At 63.6% G+C, this 14,802-nt stretch carries 12 protein-coding genes and 1 pseudogene; 6 read left to right on the top strand and 7 right to left on the bottom strand.

The window, feature by feature from the left end; translation table 11 throughout:
• The 3 genes and pseudogenes from AB4Z51_RS11820 to AB4Z51_RS11810 all read left to right on the top strand — a co-directional run.
• Positions 1-325 (top strand): annotated as a pseudogene (locus AB4Z51_RS11820) (IS481 family transposase); the annotation flags it as partial.
• Between the two features lie 268 nt (positions 326-593).
• Positions 594-1,790, top strand: a complete 1,197-nt coding sequence (locus AB4Z51_RS11815; protein ID WP_085402018.1) for an acetyl-CoA C-acyltransferase — start codon at positions 594-596, stop codon at positions 1,788-1,790.
• 113 nt (positions 1,791-1,903) lie between these two features.
• Positions 1,904-3,199, top strand: coding sequence for an MFS transporter (locus AB4Z51_RS11810; RefSeq protein ID WP_441497438.1), 1,296 nt, complete (start codon positions 1,904-1,906; stop codon positions 3,197-3,199).
• Here AB4Z51_RS11810 and AB4Z51_RS11805 read toward each other — a convergent pair.
• The 3 genes from AB4Z51_RS11805 to AB4Z51_RS11795 form a co-directional block, all read right to left on the bottom strand.
• Positions 3,196-4,599 carry a carbohydrate porin gene (locus AB4Z51_RS11805; RefSeq protein ID WP_441497437.1) on the bottom strand — a complete coding sequence of 468 codons (1,404 nt, stop codon included), beginning with the start codon at positions 4,597-4,599 and terminating at the stop codon, positions 3,196-3,198. The genes AB4Z51_RS11810 and AB4Z51_RS11805 overlap by 4 nt on opposite strands.
• 21 nt (positions 4,600-4,620) lie before the next feature.
• A complete protein-coding gene (locus AB4Z51_RS11800; RefSeq protein WP_354080560.1) occupies positions 4,621-5,637 on the bottom strand; it encodes a transporter in 1,017 nt (338 codons plus the stop codon).
• A 114-nt stretch (positions 5,638-5,751) separates the two neighbouring features.
• The gene (locus AB4Z51_RS11795; RefSeq protein WP_028153388.1) at positions 5,752-6,534 is read right to left on the bottom strand and encodes an acetoacetate decarboxylase; all 783 of its coding nucleotides are present in this window, start codon (positions 6,532-6,534) and stop codon (positions 5,752-5,754) included.
• A 220-nt stretch (positions 6,535-6,754) separates the two neighbouring features.
• On the opposite strand from AB4Z51_RS11795, the gene AB4Z51_RS11790 reads away from it, so the two are divergent.
• From AB4Z51_RS11790 to AB4Z51_RS11780, 3 genes are all read left to right on the top strand, one after another.
• Positions 6,755-7,930 (top strand): patatin-like phospholipase family protein, encoded by a 1,176-nt coding sequence (locus AB4Z51_RS11790; protein WP_135214333.1) that lies wholly within the window; start codon positions 6,755-6,757, stop codon positions 7,928-7,930.
• Between the two features lie 432 nt (positions 7,931-8,362).
• Positions 8,363-9,736 (top strand): aldehyde dehydrogenase family protein, encoded by a 1,374-nt coding sequence (locus AB4Z51_RS11785; RefSeq protein WP_039157058.1) that lies wholly within the window; start codon positions 8,363-8,365, stop codon positions 9,734-9,736.
• A 112-nt stretch (positions 9,737-9,848) separates the two neighbouring features.
• A complete protein-coding gene (locus tag AB4Z51_RS11780) occupies positions 9,849-10,649 on the top strand; it encodes a type 1 glutamine amidotransferase domain-containing protein (protein ID WP_085401966.1) in 801 nt (266 codons plus the stop codon).
• Between the two features lie 118 nt (positions 10,650-10,767).
• Here AB4Z51_RS11780 and AB4Z51_RS11775 read toward each other — a convergent pair whose 3' ends face one another.
• The 4 genes from AB4Z51_RS11775 to AB4Z51_RS11760 all read right to left on the bottom strand — a co-directional run bounded on the left by AB4Z51_RS11775 (position 10,768) and on the right by AB4Z51_RS11760 (position 14,588).
• Positions 10,768-11,421 carry a TadE/TadG family type IV pilus assembly protein gene (locus tag AB4Z51_RS11775; protein ID WP_028157690.1) on the bottom strand — a complete coding sequence of 218 codons (654 nt, stop codon included), beginning with the start codon at positions 11,419-11,421 and terminating at the stop codon, positions 10,768-10,770.
• Positions 11,421-11,978 carry a TadE/TadG family type IV pilus assembly protein gene (locus AB4Z51_RS11770; protein WP_063983829.1) on the bottom strand — a complete coding sequence of 186 codons (558 nt, stop codon included), beginning with the start codon at positions 11,976-11,978 and terminating at the stop codon, positions 11,421-11,423. The genes AB4Z51_RS11775 and AB4Z51_RS11770 overlap by 1 nt, the downstream gene beginning before the upstream one ends.
• Before the next feature lie 10 nt (positions 11,979-11,988).
• Complete coding sequence (locus AB4Z51_RS11765; RefSeq protein ID WP_071917521.1) at positions 11,989-13,413, bottom strand: TadE/TadG family type IV pilus assembly protein; 1,425 nt, start codon at positions 13,411-13,413, stop codon at positions 11,989-11,991.
• A gap of 380 nt (positions 13,414-13,793) precedes the next feature.
• Positions 13,794-14,588, bottom strand: a complete 795-nt coding sequence (locus tag AB4Z51_RS11760; protein ID WP_441497436.1) for an IclR family transcriptional regulator — start codon at positions 14,586-14,588, stop codon at positions 13,794-13,796.
• Between the last annotated feature and the right edge of the window lie 214 nt (positions 14,589-14,802).

Raw genomic sequence — 14,802 nt, 5'->3', positions numbered from 1 at the left:
TCACCAAGGCCTCGATATGCAGGTCCCTGCCGATCGCTTCCGGCCAAGTGCTCGTCCCATGCCGGCCCGCGTTCCGAACGTCGAATACGACAGCGGCGAGATCGTGCGCAGGGTCTCATCGACAAGACCCTACATCTCCTTCAAGGGACGCTTCTGGAAAGTTCCCCAGGCCTTCGCCCGCGAACGCCTTGCCATCCGGCCACTGGATCGTGACGGCCACTACGGAATCTTCTTCGCCAGCTGGCAGGTCGCATCGATCGACTTGACCAATGGCCAACCTGTCAGTGATGTGTCCGAACAGGTGTCAGCCATGTCTCCGGGCTAAACAGAAGGCGGGGCATCCAGTACGCCGCGGCCCCTCGATTCATCACAGCTGTCTCGGAGTACTGGATCGCCCGCCTTCGCGGGCGATGACAGTGTTTGGTGTGGCGGCTACCGTCCCCCTAGCCGCAGCCCAAGCCGCACCCCTCCTCCAATCGAACGACCAAATCTCATCCGAACCACGACAATTTCTCATGCCGGCTGCGGTTGCATTTTTTGCGCCGCATCATATGATGATCATAATCTTTTCCGTCATCGCTGGGAGTTTCATCATGGCCGAAGCCGCCGATCCCGTCGTCATCGTCTCCGCCGCCCGCACCCCGCTCGGCCGCTTCATGGGCGAGCTGTCGCCGCTGGCCGCGCACAAGCTCGGATCGCATGTGATCAACGCCGCGCTGGAGCGCGCCAAGCTTCCGCCCGAGAAGGTCGACGAGGTCTTCATGGGCTGCGTGCTGCCGGCCGGACAAGGCCAGGCGCCGGCTCGCCAGGCGGCGCGCGCGGCCGGCCTGCCCGACGCCACCGGCGCCACCACCGTCAACAAGGTCTGCGGCTCCGGCATGAAGGCGACCATGCTGGCGCACGACATCATCCGCGCAGGCTCGGCCGAGATCGTCGTTTCCGGCGGCATGGAGAGCATGAGCAACGCGCCCTATCTGCTCGCCAAGGCCCGCGGTGGCTACCGCGCCGGGCACGACCGCATCATCGACCACATGATGATGGACGGGCTGGAGGATGCCTACGAGACCGGCCGTTCCATGGGCGATTTCGGCGAGGCCACCGCGGAAGCCTATCAGTTCACCCGCAAGGACCAGGATGCCTACGCGATGGAGACGCTGAGCCGCGCGCGCAAGGCGGTTGAGGGCGGCGCGTTCAAGGCCGAGATCGCGCCGATCACGCTCACCGAGAAAGCCGGCCCGCGCATCGTCGCCAATGACGAGCATCCGCTGAAGGTCGATCCTGCGAAAATCCCCGGATTGAAGCCGGCGTTCCGCGCCAACGGCACCATCACGCCGGCCGCCTCCTCCGCCAATGCCGACGGCGCCGCCGCGCTGGTGCTGACGAAGCGCTCGCTGGCTGATCGCAACGGCCTGCCGGCAATCGCCGAGATCAAGGGCCACGCCACCCACAGCCAGGAGCCGCAATGGTTCACGACGGCTCCGATCCCGGCGATCCGCAAGCTGCTCGACAAGGTCGGCTGGAGCGCCGGCGACGTCGATCTGTTCGAGATCAACGAGGCCTTCGCCGTGGTGGCGATGGCGGCGCAGCGCGACCTCGGCATCCCGCGCGAGAAGCTGAACATCAACGGCGGCGCCTGCGCGCTTGGCCATCCCATCGGTGCCACCGGCGCGCGGCTGATCGTGACGCTGCTGCACGCGCTCGAGGCGCAAAACCTCAAGCGCGGCGTTGCGGCACTCTGCATTGGCGGCGGTGAAGCCACGGCCATCGCCGTGGAGCGTCTGACGCACTGACCTAGAAACGTCCGAAAATGAGGGAACTCTGTCATTTTCGACAGACACGTCCCGTGCCATTCTACAAGCTCGTGCAGGTGTCTCAAAGCCTGCCCATCAAACATTGAGGCCCAATGATCTCGAACTGRCTCGCGGCGACACTCGGCCGCCGCAATATCCACTACGGCTGGGTGATGGTCGGCGTGACCTTCCTCACCGCGCTGATCAGCGCCGGCACGGTCGGCGCGCCCGGCGTGTTCATCGTCCCGCTTCAGCACGAGTTCGGCTGGAGCACGGCGCAGATTTCCTCCGCGCTGTCGATCCGCTTCATCCTGTTCGGGCTGATGGCGCCGTTCGCGGCCGCCCTGCTCAACCGCTACGGCCTGCGCAACGTCACGCTGACCGCACAGCTCATCGTGGTCTCGGCGCTGGTCCTTTCGCTCGGCATGACTGAAGTCTGGCAGCTCGTGTTGCTGTGGGGCGTCGTGATCGGCATCGGCACCGGTATGACCGCGCTGGTGCTGGGCGCCACCATCGCGACGCGCTGGTTCGCCGCGCGGCGCGGCCTCGTCGTCGGCATCATGACCGCGAGCGTCGCCACCGGCCAGCTCGTATTCCTGCCGCTGCTCGCAAGCCTGACCGAACGTTACGGCTGGCGGCTCGCGCTCGGCTTCGTCTGCATCGCGCTCGGCGTCTCCGCCGTGGCGGTTCTCCTCGCGATGCGCGACCGGCCGAGCGATGTGGGCCTGCGCCCGTTCGGCGACGAAGGCACCGAGCCCCTGCCGGCCCCGCCGGTCAGCCATGGCTCGATCACGGGCGTGGCGCTCGGCACGCTGCGCGACGCCTCGAAATCGCGCGCGTTCTGGATCCTGTTTGCGACCTTCTTCGTCTGCGGCGCGTCGACCAACGGCCTCGTCCAGGTGCATTTGATCCCGATGTGCCTCGATTTCGGCATCCCGCAGGTGCAGGCGGCAGGCCTGCTCGCCGCGATGGGCATCTTCGACTTCTTCGGCACCATCATGTCGGGCTGGCTGTCGGACCGCTACGACAACCGCTATTTGCTGTTCTGGTACTACGGCCTGCGCGGGCTCTCGCTGATCTTCCTGCCTTTCAGCGACTTCTCGTTCTACGGGCTGTCGCTGTTCGCAATGTTCTACGGGCTCGACTGGATCGCCACGGTGCCGCCGACGGTGCGGCTCACCGCGCAGAAATTCGGACCCGAGCGCGCCAATCTGGTGTTCGGCTGGATCTTTGCCGGCCATCAGCTCGGCGCCGGCACCGCGGCGTTCGGCGCCGGTTTCTCGCGGACGGTCTATGAGAGCTACCTGCCCGCGTTCTTCATCGCCGGCGCGCTCTGCGTGTTCGCCTCGCTGATCGTGCTGGCGCTGTCGCGGCAACCGAAGGCCGAGCCGAAGCCGGCGATGGCCTAGTACCTGATCGTGGTGGTGACGCCGAACACTGCGGCGTCACCGATCCGCGACACGCCGGTCGGATCGTTCGGATTGGGGATGCCGCCGGAGGGGCGGAACACGTATTGGAAGTAAGGCGCGATCAGCCAGCCCGGCTTGATATGCGCCTCATAGATCATCTCGATCAGCGTCTCGTTGCTGCGCACCGGACTCTGGATGCCGGTGGAAGCCTGCGTATCAATGTCAAGATTGCGCGCGGTGTTCGAAATCCGCATATAGGCCATTGCCACGCCGAAGCGATCGGGCGGACGGCCTGGCGTGAAGCCGACGAAGCCGATGCCGCCGTCCACATAAAGGTCGATCAGATTGCGGTCCGGCGGGCTGTAGGCGATGCGGCCGAACGCGGTGACGCCCGGGATCGAGGCTGACGTGCTGTTGTCCTTCACCTCCGGCGGGCGATAGAGCACCTGCTCGATGACGGCGAAGATACCGTAATTGCCGCGAAGTCTTGCAGGTACACCGCTTCCGCCGGGATCGGCGATCGAGAGCCCCTCGGCCGTAAAACGCTGGCTGTCGAACGAGCCGTAATGCTTCCAGGCGCCCGGCGTGAAATTGCCGGCGAGCGGCCGGCCGCCGATATCGATGTCGTAGTTGAAGCGGACCTGCCCGATCACCCACGGCGGATCGTTGACGCGGAACGCCAGGCCATGATGGTCGCGCAGCTGCGGATCCTGATCGCCCGGACCTGACGGATCGCCGTTGAACACCGCACCGAACGCGGTGATGTTGTCGGTCAGCGCCGCCTTGATGCGGATACCGGGCACAGCGATCGGCGGTGCCGGGCCGCCGGCCGGAAGGTTGCTCGCCTTGATCGCGGGCCAGCCGAAGGTGCCGTTGATGAAGAGGTCGTCGGTCTGGCTGTCGAAAAACTCGACGTCGGCGGCCTGCTGGCCGGCCCTGATGTTCAGGCGATCGCCAAAGAAGCTCTGCTCGAAATAGGCGTTGTAGAGCCGCTGGTCCGGCAATGCCTCGATCTCGCTGATGGTGGCGAGATTCATTACGTAGTTGCGGCTCAGTCCCTGCCCGTAGATCACGAACGCATTGGCGTAGAAGCGGCCGCCGGTCCAGCCGACGAGCTTGTCGAGATCGGCATCGACCGAGAGATCGAGGCGCCCGAAATGGATGGCGCCACGCTTCACGCCGCCGGAGACGTTAGTGATGTTGTCGGCGATATAGGTGGCGCCGAAATTCAGGCCTTTGTTGGCGAGTCCGTCATGCCATTCGTTGAACCATTTTGGCGCCAGCCATTCGGCCGCGCTTTCGTCCTTGGCGCCGGCGAACGCGCCGGTGCTCGCCACCGTTGAGGCCAGCACGATCGCGGCCGCATTTCGCAGCGGAAATCTGTGGGACGTCCCGATCACGGCTGATACCGGCTGCGTACGCTACCTGAAGATACCCGTGCGCCGCATGAACAGATAGGCTGCCCCCACCGACGAGGCCATCAGAAGCGCCGCCCAGAGAAATCCGCTCTCGACATCGGTGAGCGGCAGGCCCTTGGTGTTCATGCCGAAGATGCCGGTGATCAGGGTCGGCGGCAGCAGCAGCGAGGTCACGATGGAGAGCGTGTGGAGGTGGTGGTTGCTCTCCTCCTCGTTCTTGAAGCGCAGCTCCTCCTCGAGCAGGCGGCTGCGTTCGCGGAGCTCGACGATGTCGTGATCGAGCCCGTCCAGCCGCTGCGCCAGCTTGCCGGCGTGGATGCGCAAGGCCGGCGCGAGATGATCGGTGTTCTTCTGATCGAGCCGGTGGAACAGCACGCGCAGGCCAGTGAGCTGGCGATGCAACCTGACGCAAGTCCGACGCAGCCGGCCGAGATTGCGGCGCATCTCCGGCTTGGCGTCGTCGGCCAAAATCCGTTCCTCGATGTCGTCGATCTCCTGGCCGAGCTTGTCCGTCATCCGGTCCAGCGTGTCGGCGACCTCGTCGACGATCTTTTCCAGGAGATGGGCGACGTTGTCGACGCGGTAGCCACCTTCGAGCACGCGGCGCGTCGCATCGGCCGAGCATAGCGCCTGATGCCGGCCGCTGACGAGAAGATGCTCGGTCATGGCGAAACGCAGGAACGCGGTCTCTTCCGTCGCGCTGTCGATGTCGCGCACGAGATCGGAGAAGACGCCGTAAACGCTATGGTCGATGACGTGAAGCTGCTGGAAAGTGTCGTTGGACAGCAGGAGGTCGCGCGCGAGCGGCGGCAGCTGTGACGCTGCGATCCAGGGCCGTGCGCGCGCATCGGTCAGGTTGAAATGCAGCCAGAGCCGGCCGTCATGGCTGAACTCGATCGGCTGGTCGATCGGCAGCGCCTCGGCACTGCCGTCGCGGTGCAGCCGGAACGCCCAGACCAGGCCGGGAATGGCCGGCACGGAATCCGATATCGCGCTGACAAGCTTCGCCGGCTCAGCCATGGCCAACCCCAACCGTCAACAAATGCCCCGCTCCGGAAGATGGCTGACGGCATCTTCCGGACCTCTCACGGGTACTCAATTACGGCTTTGTTACAGTTTGATGATGGTGCCGCCCTACTCCGCGGCCAGCCCCGTCGCGGCCACCGCCTCGGCCTCCTTGACGTAGTCGTGCACGACGCGGCCGAATGGCAGCGTGAGATCGGCGATGTAGTGGTGCGCGCCCAGGCAGCGGCGAACCGGGAAATCCGCGACCGGTGCGTTGACATGCGGCACCAGATGCAGCCGGCCGGGCCCCATCCAGGAGCCCTTCGGCACGATGTCGATGAGGTTGATCGCGACGAGCTGACAGACTTCGAGACGGCCGTCGACGCCCGGGATCATCTTCAGATTGATCTGCGTCTTCGACAGCGTCGCACGGGTGCGATCGCCGTTGCCGGCCATGCTCTCGTGCTTGTAGCCCATCGTGCCCATGGCGACGAGCTGGCCGGCATATTCCAGCGTGCCCGTCAGCGTATCCTTGACGATCTCGAGTTTCGGATGGGCGTATTTCTTGGGAAAGCCCCAGATCTCGCGGCCCGCCGCGATCGGCGGATCATCATCCAGATACATCTGCGAGACGAAATTGACTTCCTCGCCGTTGAGGCGCGCCGGAATGACGAGGCCGGATTCGGTGTAGCTGCCGAAGCCGGAGGAGTCCGGCATCTTGATCCATTCGTAATGCACGATCGGCTGGTCGATCGGCTCCAGCGGCTCAGGCAGGCCGGCGCGGATCAGCTCCGGATCGGTCTCGTAGGTGATGACGAGGAATTCGCGGTTGACGAAGCGATAGGGCCCGGCCGGATAGCTCGGCCCCGCCGCCGGCATGGACGGAAGTCTCAGCACGTCTTCCCTGCGCATCCTGATCTCCTGTGTGCGATGCCCGCCCGGCGGCGTCAGGCCTGGATCGCAAATTGCTAGCCGCCGTCATTGACCGCGATGTGAAGGATTTCCGTCAGGCGCACGACCTCCCGCCATTCCCGCTGCGGTCGGCCTGCATGCGGACGATGCATCGGCGCTGAAATTGTCATCACGCCGTCACTGCCGGACGCAATCGTTTGGTCCACGCTAGGAGGCACCCATGGACGCCCGCACGTCGCAACCGGCTCATCAGACGCATCAGCCTCCCGCACGGGGCTGGCGCCCCGAACGCTGCGACCGCGTCGCGCTGGTGCTGCAAGGTGGCGGCGCGCTCGGCGCCTACCAGGCCGGCGTCTACCAGGCGCTGCACGAAGCCGGCATCGAGCCCGACTGGGTCTGCGGTGTTTCAATCGGTGCGATCAACTCAGCCATCATCGCCGGCAATAAGCCGGAGAAGCGGCTGGAGGCGCTGCGCATCTTCTGGGAGCGCATCACCAATCGCAAGATCTGGCATTACACGCCCGACGGCGACATCTTCCGCCAGTGGCGCAATCTCACCAGTGCGTGGATGACGTCGGCGATGGGCCAGCCCGGCTTCTTCACCCCGCACCAGGTCAATCCCTGGTTCAGCCCGGTCGGCGCGCGCACCGCCACCAGCTACTACGACACGATGCCGCTGAAGGAGAGCCTGCTGGAGCTCGTCGACTTCGATCTCATCAACGAGAAGAAGGTCCGCTTCGCGGTCGGCGCGGTCAACGTGCTCTCGGGCAACTTCATCTATTTCGACAATTCCCATGACGAGATCGAGCCGGAGCACATCATGGCCTCCGGCGCCCTGCCCCCGGCGCTGCCGATGGTGCGGATCGGCACCGATCATTTCTGGGACGGCGGCATCGTCTCCAACACGCCGCTCCAGCATCTGCTCGACCAGGAGGACGCGCTCAACTCGCTGGTGTTCCAGGTCGACCTGTTCAGCGCACGGGGCGTGCTGCCGCGCTCGATCCAGGATGTGATGGCCCGCCACAAGGACATCATGTATTCCTCGCGCACGCGCCACAACACCGACGTCTACCGCCGCACGCACAACCTCAAGGTTCTGCTCTACAAGGCCCTGGCGAAAGTCCCGGACGAGCAACTCTCCGACGAGGATCGCCAGCTCAAGTCGAGCCTGCGCCGCATGCCGGAGATCGCGATCCTGCACCTGATCTACCAGCAGAAGGCCTATGAGGGCGACGCCAAGGACCATGAGTTCTCGGGCACCTCGATGCGCGAGCACTGGACGAGCGGCTACGAGGACACCAAGCGCACGCTGAAGCGCCGCGACTGGATCAAGATGCCGGACGAAGGCATGGGCCTCGTGGTGCACGACGTGCACCGGGAGACGGAGAGCGCGTAACGGCGCTCTTCAGACGAACCGCTCCAAACAAAACTGCGAAAACAACCCCATGCACAGTAGCCGGGGCGTGGCGGATCAATGACTTACGTTTAACCGAAGGAAACTTGACTCGTCGGGCAAAACAGGGGCATGATGCTATCGTTGCCTCCCATCCATTTTGACCTTCGACGACGTGACGCAAAGCATCAGCCCCGCGGTCTCGATGTCATCACAAGCAAGATACCGGTCGATCTCTTCGGCTTGACCATCTGTCCTCGGCGAAATTAGCGTGCGCGCAGTGCGCAGCCTCGGTGCAGCTTTCGCGCGGGAGCGAGCTTCGATTGCCAAATCGCACGACGGATCCGCTCAGCGCCAATCCGCGACATTGGCCACACCGCGCCCCATGCCATAGTGGACGCCAGGCGAAGAGCACAACACGGCGTGGAGAAAATGATGATCAAGATTGTACAGGCCTTCGACCGAAAAGAGATCACCGAGCTCGCCAGTGACGACGCCGCCGCGCTGGAGGCAAAGTTCGAGACCGCGCGAAAACTGTTCGCGGACCGAAAGGCCTGGCTGAAGCCGCACCAGCGGATCGCCATCCTCAACAGGCTCGCCGATCTGGTCTCGGCGAAGCGGCAGGATTTTGGTATCCTGATCGCGCGCGAAGGCGGCAAGCCGCTCACGGATGCGTTGATCGAGACGGATCGGGCGATCGACGGCATCCGCTCGGCAGCGGATTTTTTGCGGACCCGCGGCGGGGTCGAGGTCCCGATGGGCCTGACGCCCGCAAGCGATGGCCGGCGGGCATGGACCATCAAGGAACCCATCGGCATTGTCGCAGCGATCTCGGCCTTCAATCATCCCCTCAACCTGATCGTTCACCAGGTCGCACCGGCGATCGCGACGGGTTGCCCTGTCATCGTCAAGCCGGCTGGCACAACGCCCCTGTGCTGCGTCGAGCTCGTGAAGCTCGTCCACGAAGCCGGCATGCCCGAAGGCTGGGTGCAGACGTTCCTCCCGGAGGATCATAGCCTGCCTGAAAAATTYGCGACCGACCCGCGCGTCGCCTTCCTGAGCTTCATCGGCTCGGCGCGCGTCGGCTGGCATCTGCGATCGGTCATCACCCCCGGTGCACGCTGCGCCCTCGAGCACGGCGGTGTCGCGCCCCTCATCGTCGACCGCAGCGCCGACCTCGAAAAGATCATCGAGCCGATCGCCAAGGGCGGCTATTACCACGCGGGGCAAGTCTGCGTGTCGGTCCAGCGCATCTATGTGCATTCCGCGCTTCAGAAGGAGTTCGTCGACCGCTTCGCGGCCAGGGTCGAGGCCCTGAAGGTGGGAGACCCGACGCTCCCCGAGACAGAGGTGGGACCGCTGATTACGCCGCAGGAGGTTGCGCGTGTCGAAGGCTGGATCAATGAGGCGGTTTCGGCCGGGACACGACAGATCGGGGGCGGCCGGTTGAGCGAGACCACGCTCAAGCCATCGATCCTGATCTCGCCGCCGCGCGATGCCAAGGTTTCCACGCTGGAGGTGTTCGGGCCGGTGACCTGCGTCTATCCGTTCGATCGCATCGACGACGCGATCGCGGAAGCCAACTCGCTTCCGGTCTCATTCCAGTCCGCCATCTTCACGCGCGATCTCGCGGTCGCGCTCGATGCGGCGGAGCGCCTCGACGCGGCGGCGGTGATGATCAACGACCACACCGCCTTCCGCACCGACTGGATGCCGTTCGCGGGCCGCCGCGTGTCCGGCCATGGCGTCGGCGGCATTCCCTACACGATGCACGAGATGACGGCGGAGAAGATGATCGTGTTCAGGTAATCGCCGAACAAGCGCAGGCTCGGTGGAGCAGGACGAAGAAGTGGCCTGGACAGCCCTTGCCGCGATCGAGGGTGCCGCTGGCCGGTCATGAACCCAACAGTCAGGAGATCACATGCCCAAGGGAAAAGTGCTCGTTGTCGGCTCCAATGCCACCCGTATCGAAATCCAGGGCGGCGGCACCGGACCGACCGGCCAATACCTCAATGAAACCGTCGTGCCGGCGATGGCCGTGATCGATGCCGGCTACGAGGTGGTGCTGGCGACGCCGAACGGCAAGCAACCGTACATCGATCCGGCCTCCGATCATGCGGCCCATTTTGACGGCGACGAGAAGGCCTACCGGCGGGGACGCGACTTCTTCGACAAGGACCCGGCGATGACCAACGTCCATACGTTGCGCGCGATCGTGGACGGAGGACTGGATCAATATGCCGCCGTTTTTGTCCCCGGCGGCCAGGGTCCGGTCGTCGATCTCATGCAGGATGCCGAGCTCGGCAAGATCCTACGATATTTCCATGACCGGAAGAAGATCACCGCGCTGCTCTGCCACGGACCGATCGCAACACTGTCCACCCTGCCTGAGGCCAAGGCCTATCGCGCCGCGCTGATCGCCGGCGACAAGGCCAAGATCGCCGAGCTCGGCAAGGGCTGGCAATATGCGGGCTATAAGATGACGGTGTTCACCGCCTCGGAAGAGATCCCGATCGAGGAGCAGTTCCTGCACGGCAAGATCTACTTCACGATGCCGGACGCATTGGGAGCTGCCGGTGCCGAGGTCAGCAGAAGTGCCGTCGACTTCGAGCCCTTCGTCGTCGAGGACCGCGAGCTCATCACCGGCCAGAACCCGCGGTCCGACCACCCCATCGCCGCAAAGCTGATCGCAGCRCTCGACCGCGCCACTGTGGCGGCGTAAGCCGTTCACCCCAATGTCATCCGGCCCTGTGCGCAATTGCGCACAGGGGCCGAGAGGAAATCGGGACAGAAGGTTGCCTCAGCGGCATCCGGCTTCTTTCGGACCGCGTTCCGTGAAACTAACAGGTCTTCTGCTGCAAGTGCTGCACGCAGGTGCAGGTCTTCGCCGCCGGATATTTCACGTCGTAATAGGGAAAACTCGACGTGGCGGGGGTGTTCGTCGAGCAGCGGGGGAACAGGTAATAGCTGTCGGACAGCTTCACCGTGCCGGCGATCGTGAAGCCGAGGTTGGGCGCGTAGTCGTAGGACACCTCGCTCAGAATGAGCGAGATGTTGGCATTGCTGGTGCCGCCCGGCGCGGTAAAGGACGACAAGGTCATCTGCTGACCGGCGGCCCTCGCCCCCGACGTACTGGTCGACTTGCTCCATTGCACCGTCGCGTTGCCATTGCTGTCGGTCGAGACCTCGGAGACCGTGATCGTCATCAGCGAGGTGCTGCCGTTCTTGATGGGATAGGGAGCCATGATGGAGCTCGCCGCAGCGAGAATGCCGTCCATCTGGGTCGACGTGACGGCCGTGTTCTGCGAGATCATGTCGGCAACGCTGTGCGCAGTCGCGCTGACCTTGACGTTCATGGCGAGCCCGTTCCCGAGCTCGACGCCGCCGACATAGAGCACCAGCATGAACGGCGTCACGATGGCGAACTCCGTCGCTGCAACAGCGCGTACATCGGTCAACATCTGCCGAGCGCGAGACGACAGGGCGGAGATCATCAGGTAGCTCCTGGCTCGTTCTGGAACGCGGCGGACGACATGAGCAGCCGGTTGCCATTGCTAAGGTTCGAGAGATTGAAGCCGAGCGGCCCGAGCACGACCGGCCAGACATACATGACGCGGAGAACGACGATATCGCCGGAATCGCCCGGATTGTATTGCCAGCTGTTGGTCACATTGCCCGAGCCGTCGAAGGTCAGCGTGGGCGTCGCCGTGTTCGCGGAAGACCAGGACGTCGCGACCTGCATGTCGACCATCAGACCGCTGCAATTGAACAGGATCACGATCTGATCGCAGACCTTCTGCTTGAAAACCGCCTGGTTCATCTGCGCCGACTGAACCTGCCCCGTCATGACGAGACGCGCCGACTGGCGCACCACGGTTTCAAGCATCTGCTGGGCAAAGAAAACCAGAAACGTCTGGATGAGCGCGATGATGAGGGCGAGAAACGGCGCGGCAACGAGCGCGAATTCGACGGCCGTGGCTCCGCGGCTATCGCCGGCGAAGGCGGCCCAGCGGTTGCGGCATCTTTTCGTTGTCGTGACCTGTCGGGTCATGGCGCCTTCCCTACTGCACGAGGCTGGCCGTGCTGGATGCAACCTTGATGAACAGGTTGGTCAGCGCCGCGGAAATGTCGCCACCTGTCTGCACGCTCGCATACAGACCGGGCGATGCGCACGATTGCAGCCGTGTCGCGATCGTGCCGGTTGACGAGGATGGATTGTTGAACTGCGAGATGCGGCTCGTGTACCAGCTGTCGCTCAGCTGCAGATACTCGGTGTAGAGGACCGCGATGCGAATGCCGCGGTTCTTGATCGTCGTGCAGACCGTCGTGTCGAGCGGTTGCTGGCACCGCAAGGTCGTCGAGTTGGCTGTCGGAAGCGCATAGGTGGCATTGGGGTCGCAGGAGCCCCCCGTCTTCGGGATGAGCTTGTCCTCGACGCCGTCGGTGACGAGGAAGACCACTTCCTGCGGCGTATCGCCCGCCTGATTGGTGCCGGTGCCTGGCGCAGGCATCACGGTGTTGACGCCCGTGAGCCCGCCCGAGATATCCGTGCCGTAGTCGGTGGTGTAGGTGCAGTTGCCCTTGCTATCGACAATGGGGCAGTTCTGGTGGTCGACCGTCAGGAGCTGAATGTTGTTGATCTTCGTGGCGGCGGTGTCCGGCGTGGTCAGCACCTGAATCGTGTTGAGGGCGTAGTCGAAGGTGTAGATGGCGGCCTTGTAGGTCGTGTTGTTGAGCGCCGACATGCACTGCATGACGCCGCCCGTCACACCCGCTTGCGGGCACGTCCAGGGTCCCTTCAGCAATTGCGTAACGGCGTTGGTCACGAGATCGATGCGCAGCGTGATGTTGTTTGCGCGTGCGACGGTGAGATTGTCCTTGTTCGTCGAGCTGGCAGTTGCGTTGTTGGGACGCGCCTCATGGCAGGCGAACGAGCAATTCTTCGCGTAGCTGGGCTGGTTCTTCGTGGCCGCGATCATGTTGGTGATGTCGGCCTGCGTCGCAGCAAGCGCCATCGACGGCGAGTCGTCCAGCAGCAGGTAGAAATTCATGTTGGGCGCACTCGACGCCTTCGCCGTTGAGGAGCCAGAGACGTCCCAGGTCTGCTTGCCGAGAACGCTGGGGAAATTATTGACGGACTGCGCGGTGTACGAAACCGTGATGCTTCGTGCGAGGCCGGAATCCGTGACGGTGATGGTCGGCGTCGGCGTCGCCGTCAGACCGGGAAGATTCGCCTTCGCTGCAAAGACGGCTGCGGCGGTCGCCTGGACGACCGTCTTGTCGGTCTGGGTCAGCATCGCCGGCCGCACGGCTGCGATCGCGGCCGCGTCGGCGGCTGCGTTCAATTGCTCCCGCTTGCGGACGGCCTGCGTGTAGTCGAGCGTCATGCCCAGGAGAAAGACGATCGGCACCATCGTGAGGGCGAAGATAACGGCGATGTTGGCCTTCCGGTCTCTTGCGAAACGGAGCACTACCCGGCGGAGCATGACCTTCATCCTGATTGCCGTCGTGGCGGCAGAGAGCAATTCCTAAAGTCTTTTGATCGGGGCAACCGGTGGGATTACCGCTGCCGGTCAGCCCGCCAATCGCAGGCTGGAATATGGATATGGCCTTCTTAATCAACACTTACGGGCAATCCACAAACAGGGAGTGCAACGGAGTGGGATGTTCCATATCGAGAAGACATCATTAACGTCGGTTAAACGCGATCGCAGAGATTGAGGGGTAAGCGGCCTCAGGTGCGGTCGATACGGCCTCAACGCCGGCGCTGGCGGGTGCGTCCGGTGGGCTGCGCAGCATCACCGCGCAGCAGGCACGTCGGTCTGGTTAAGGACGGCTATGGCACAGAGGCCAAGGCATCATGCCGTCATTGGGCATCTGCGCCATCGTCGTCTTCAACTTGCAGAATGGTGTCGGATAGCAGAGCGGCGGCCTTTTGAAGCGGCGCTATGAACCGGTCCAGTTCGGCGAAGCTCACGCGGGCCACCGGTACAGAGACGCCGAGGCAAGCGATCAATTCCCGATCCGGTGACAGAATGGGGACGGCGCACCCCACCACCCCCTTGACGTACTCTTCGTTTGTCTTGGCCCAGCCGCGTTGTCGCGTCTCCTCGAGAACCTTCATCAGCGCGTGGACATCGACGATCGTCGTTTCGGTGAATTTGGTCAGGGGTAGCGCGCGGCACAGCTTCGCCCGGATCCGCTCGGGCAGTCTGCTCATATAGATCTTTCCGGTCGACGTGCAGTGTAACGGCGCCGCTTCCCCCGGATTGAACTGAAGACCTTGCGGCTCCGAAACGCGAACGCTGTCGACATAGGCAACGAAATTGTCGCGTACGACGCCGATCTCACACTGTTCGCCGATTTCTCCCGCGACCGCCCGAAGCACCGCATGCCGCCGCGCGGTGCGAAATGCAGCGCCGATGACGGTGGTGGACAGTGTGACGAGCTGGTTGCCCACAACGTACCGCTTGGTACCCAACGCCTTCTGAAGCAGTCCGCGGTCTTCGAGATTTCCGATCAACCTGTGTGCCGTTGGAAGCGGCAGCGAAAGAGCCTTTGCGATCTCCGCGGCCGAGACGGCTTTGCGTTGGTCGGCAACATGCCGAACGATCGCGAAAGCCCGATCCAACGGTCCTTCCTTCCCAATTCGCTTCGTCATGTCCCACCCGGCCAAAACTGGAAGTGAAATCAAGATCAACGCCGAGTATTATCATTTTTCGGAATAAAACCTATTGAAATTCGACATAATAGATTGTCGAAATCCTGAAAGCTCATATTCTTGGCGTCACCGGCGATTGACCAGAAATTGTGCAGTGCGGTCTCGCCGTTCCGAAAATCGCGCTCCGCCGCTTGGCCGGGAGCCAAGTTCTGCC

The organism is Bradyrhizobium sp. 2TAF36 (assembly GCF_052114925.1).
Taxonomy (GTDB): domain Bacteria; phylum Pseudomonadota; class Alphaproteobacteria; order Rhizobiales; family Xanthobacteraceae; genus Bradyrhizobium; species Bradyrhizobium barranii.
This window is presented reverse-complemented; position numbering and strand designations above follow the sequence as displayed.

Excerpts from the sequence above, each read along its gene's own strand:
- AB4Z51_RS11795 (WP_028153388.1), bottom strand. The coding sequence starts at position 6,534 with ATGCGCAGGGAAGACGTGCTGAGACTTCCGTCCATGCCGGCGGCGGGG.
- AB4Z51_RS11800 (WP_354080560.1), bottom strand. The coding sequence starts at position 5,637 with ATGGCTGAGCCGGCGAAGCTTGTCAGCGCGATATCGGATTCCGTGCCG.
- AB4Z51_RS11770 (WP_063983829.1), bottom strand. The coding sequence starts at position 11,978 with ATGACCCGACAGGTCACGACAACGAAAAGATGCCGCAACCGCTGGGCC.
- AB4Z51_RS11765 (WP_071917521.1), bottom strand. The coding sequence starts at position 13,413 with ATGCTCCGCCGGGTAGTGCTCCGTTTCGCAAGAGACCGGAAGGCCAAC.
- AB4Z51_RS11790 (WP_135214333.1), top strand. The coding sequence starts at position 6,755 with ATGGACGCCCGCACGTCGCAACCGGCTCATCAGACGCATCAGCCTCCC.
- AB4Z51_RS11775 (WP_028157690.1), bottom strand. The coding sequence starts at position 11,421 with ATGATCTCCGCCCTGTCGTCTCGCGCTCGGCAGATGTTGACCGATGTA.
- AB4Z51_RS11815 (WP_085402018.1), top strand. The coding sequence starts at position 594 with ATGGCCGAAGCCGCCGATCCCGTCGTCATCGTCTCCGCCGCCCGCACC.
- AB4Z51_RS11760 (WP_441497436.1), bottom strand. The coding sequence starts at position 14,588 with ATGACGAAGCGAATTGGGAAGGAAGGACCGTTGGATCGGGCTTTCGCG.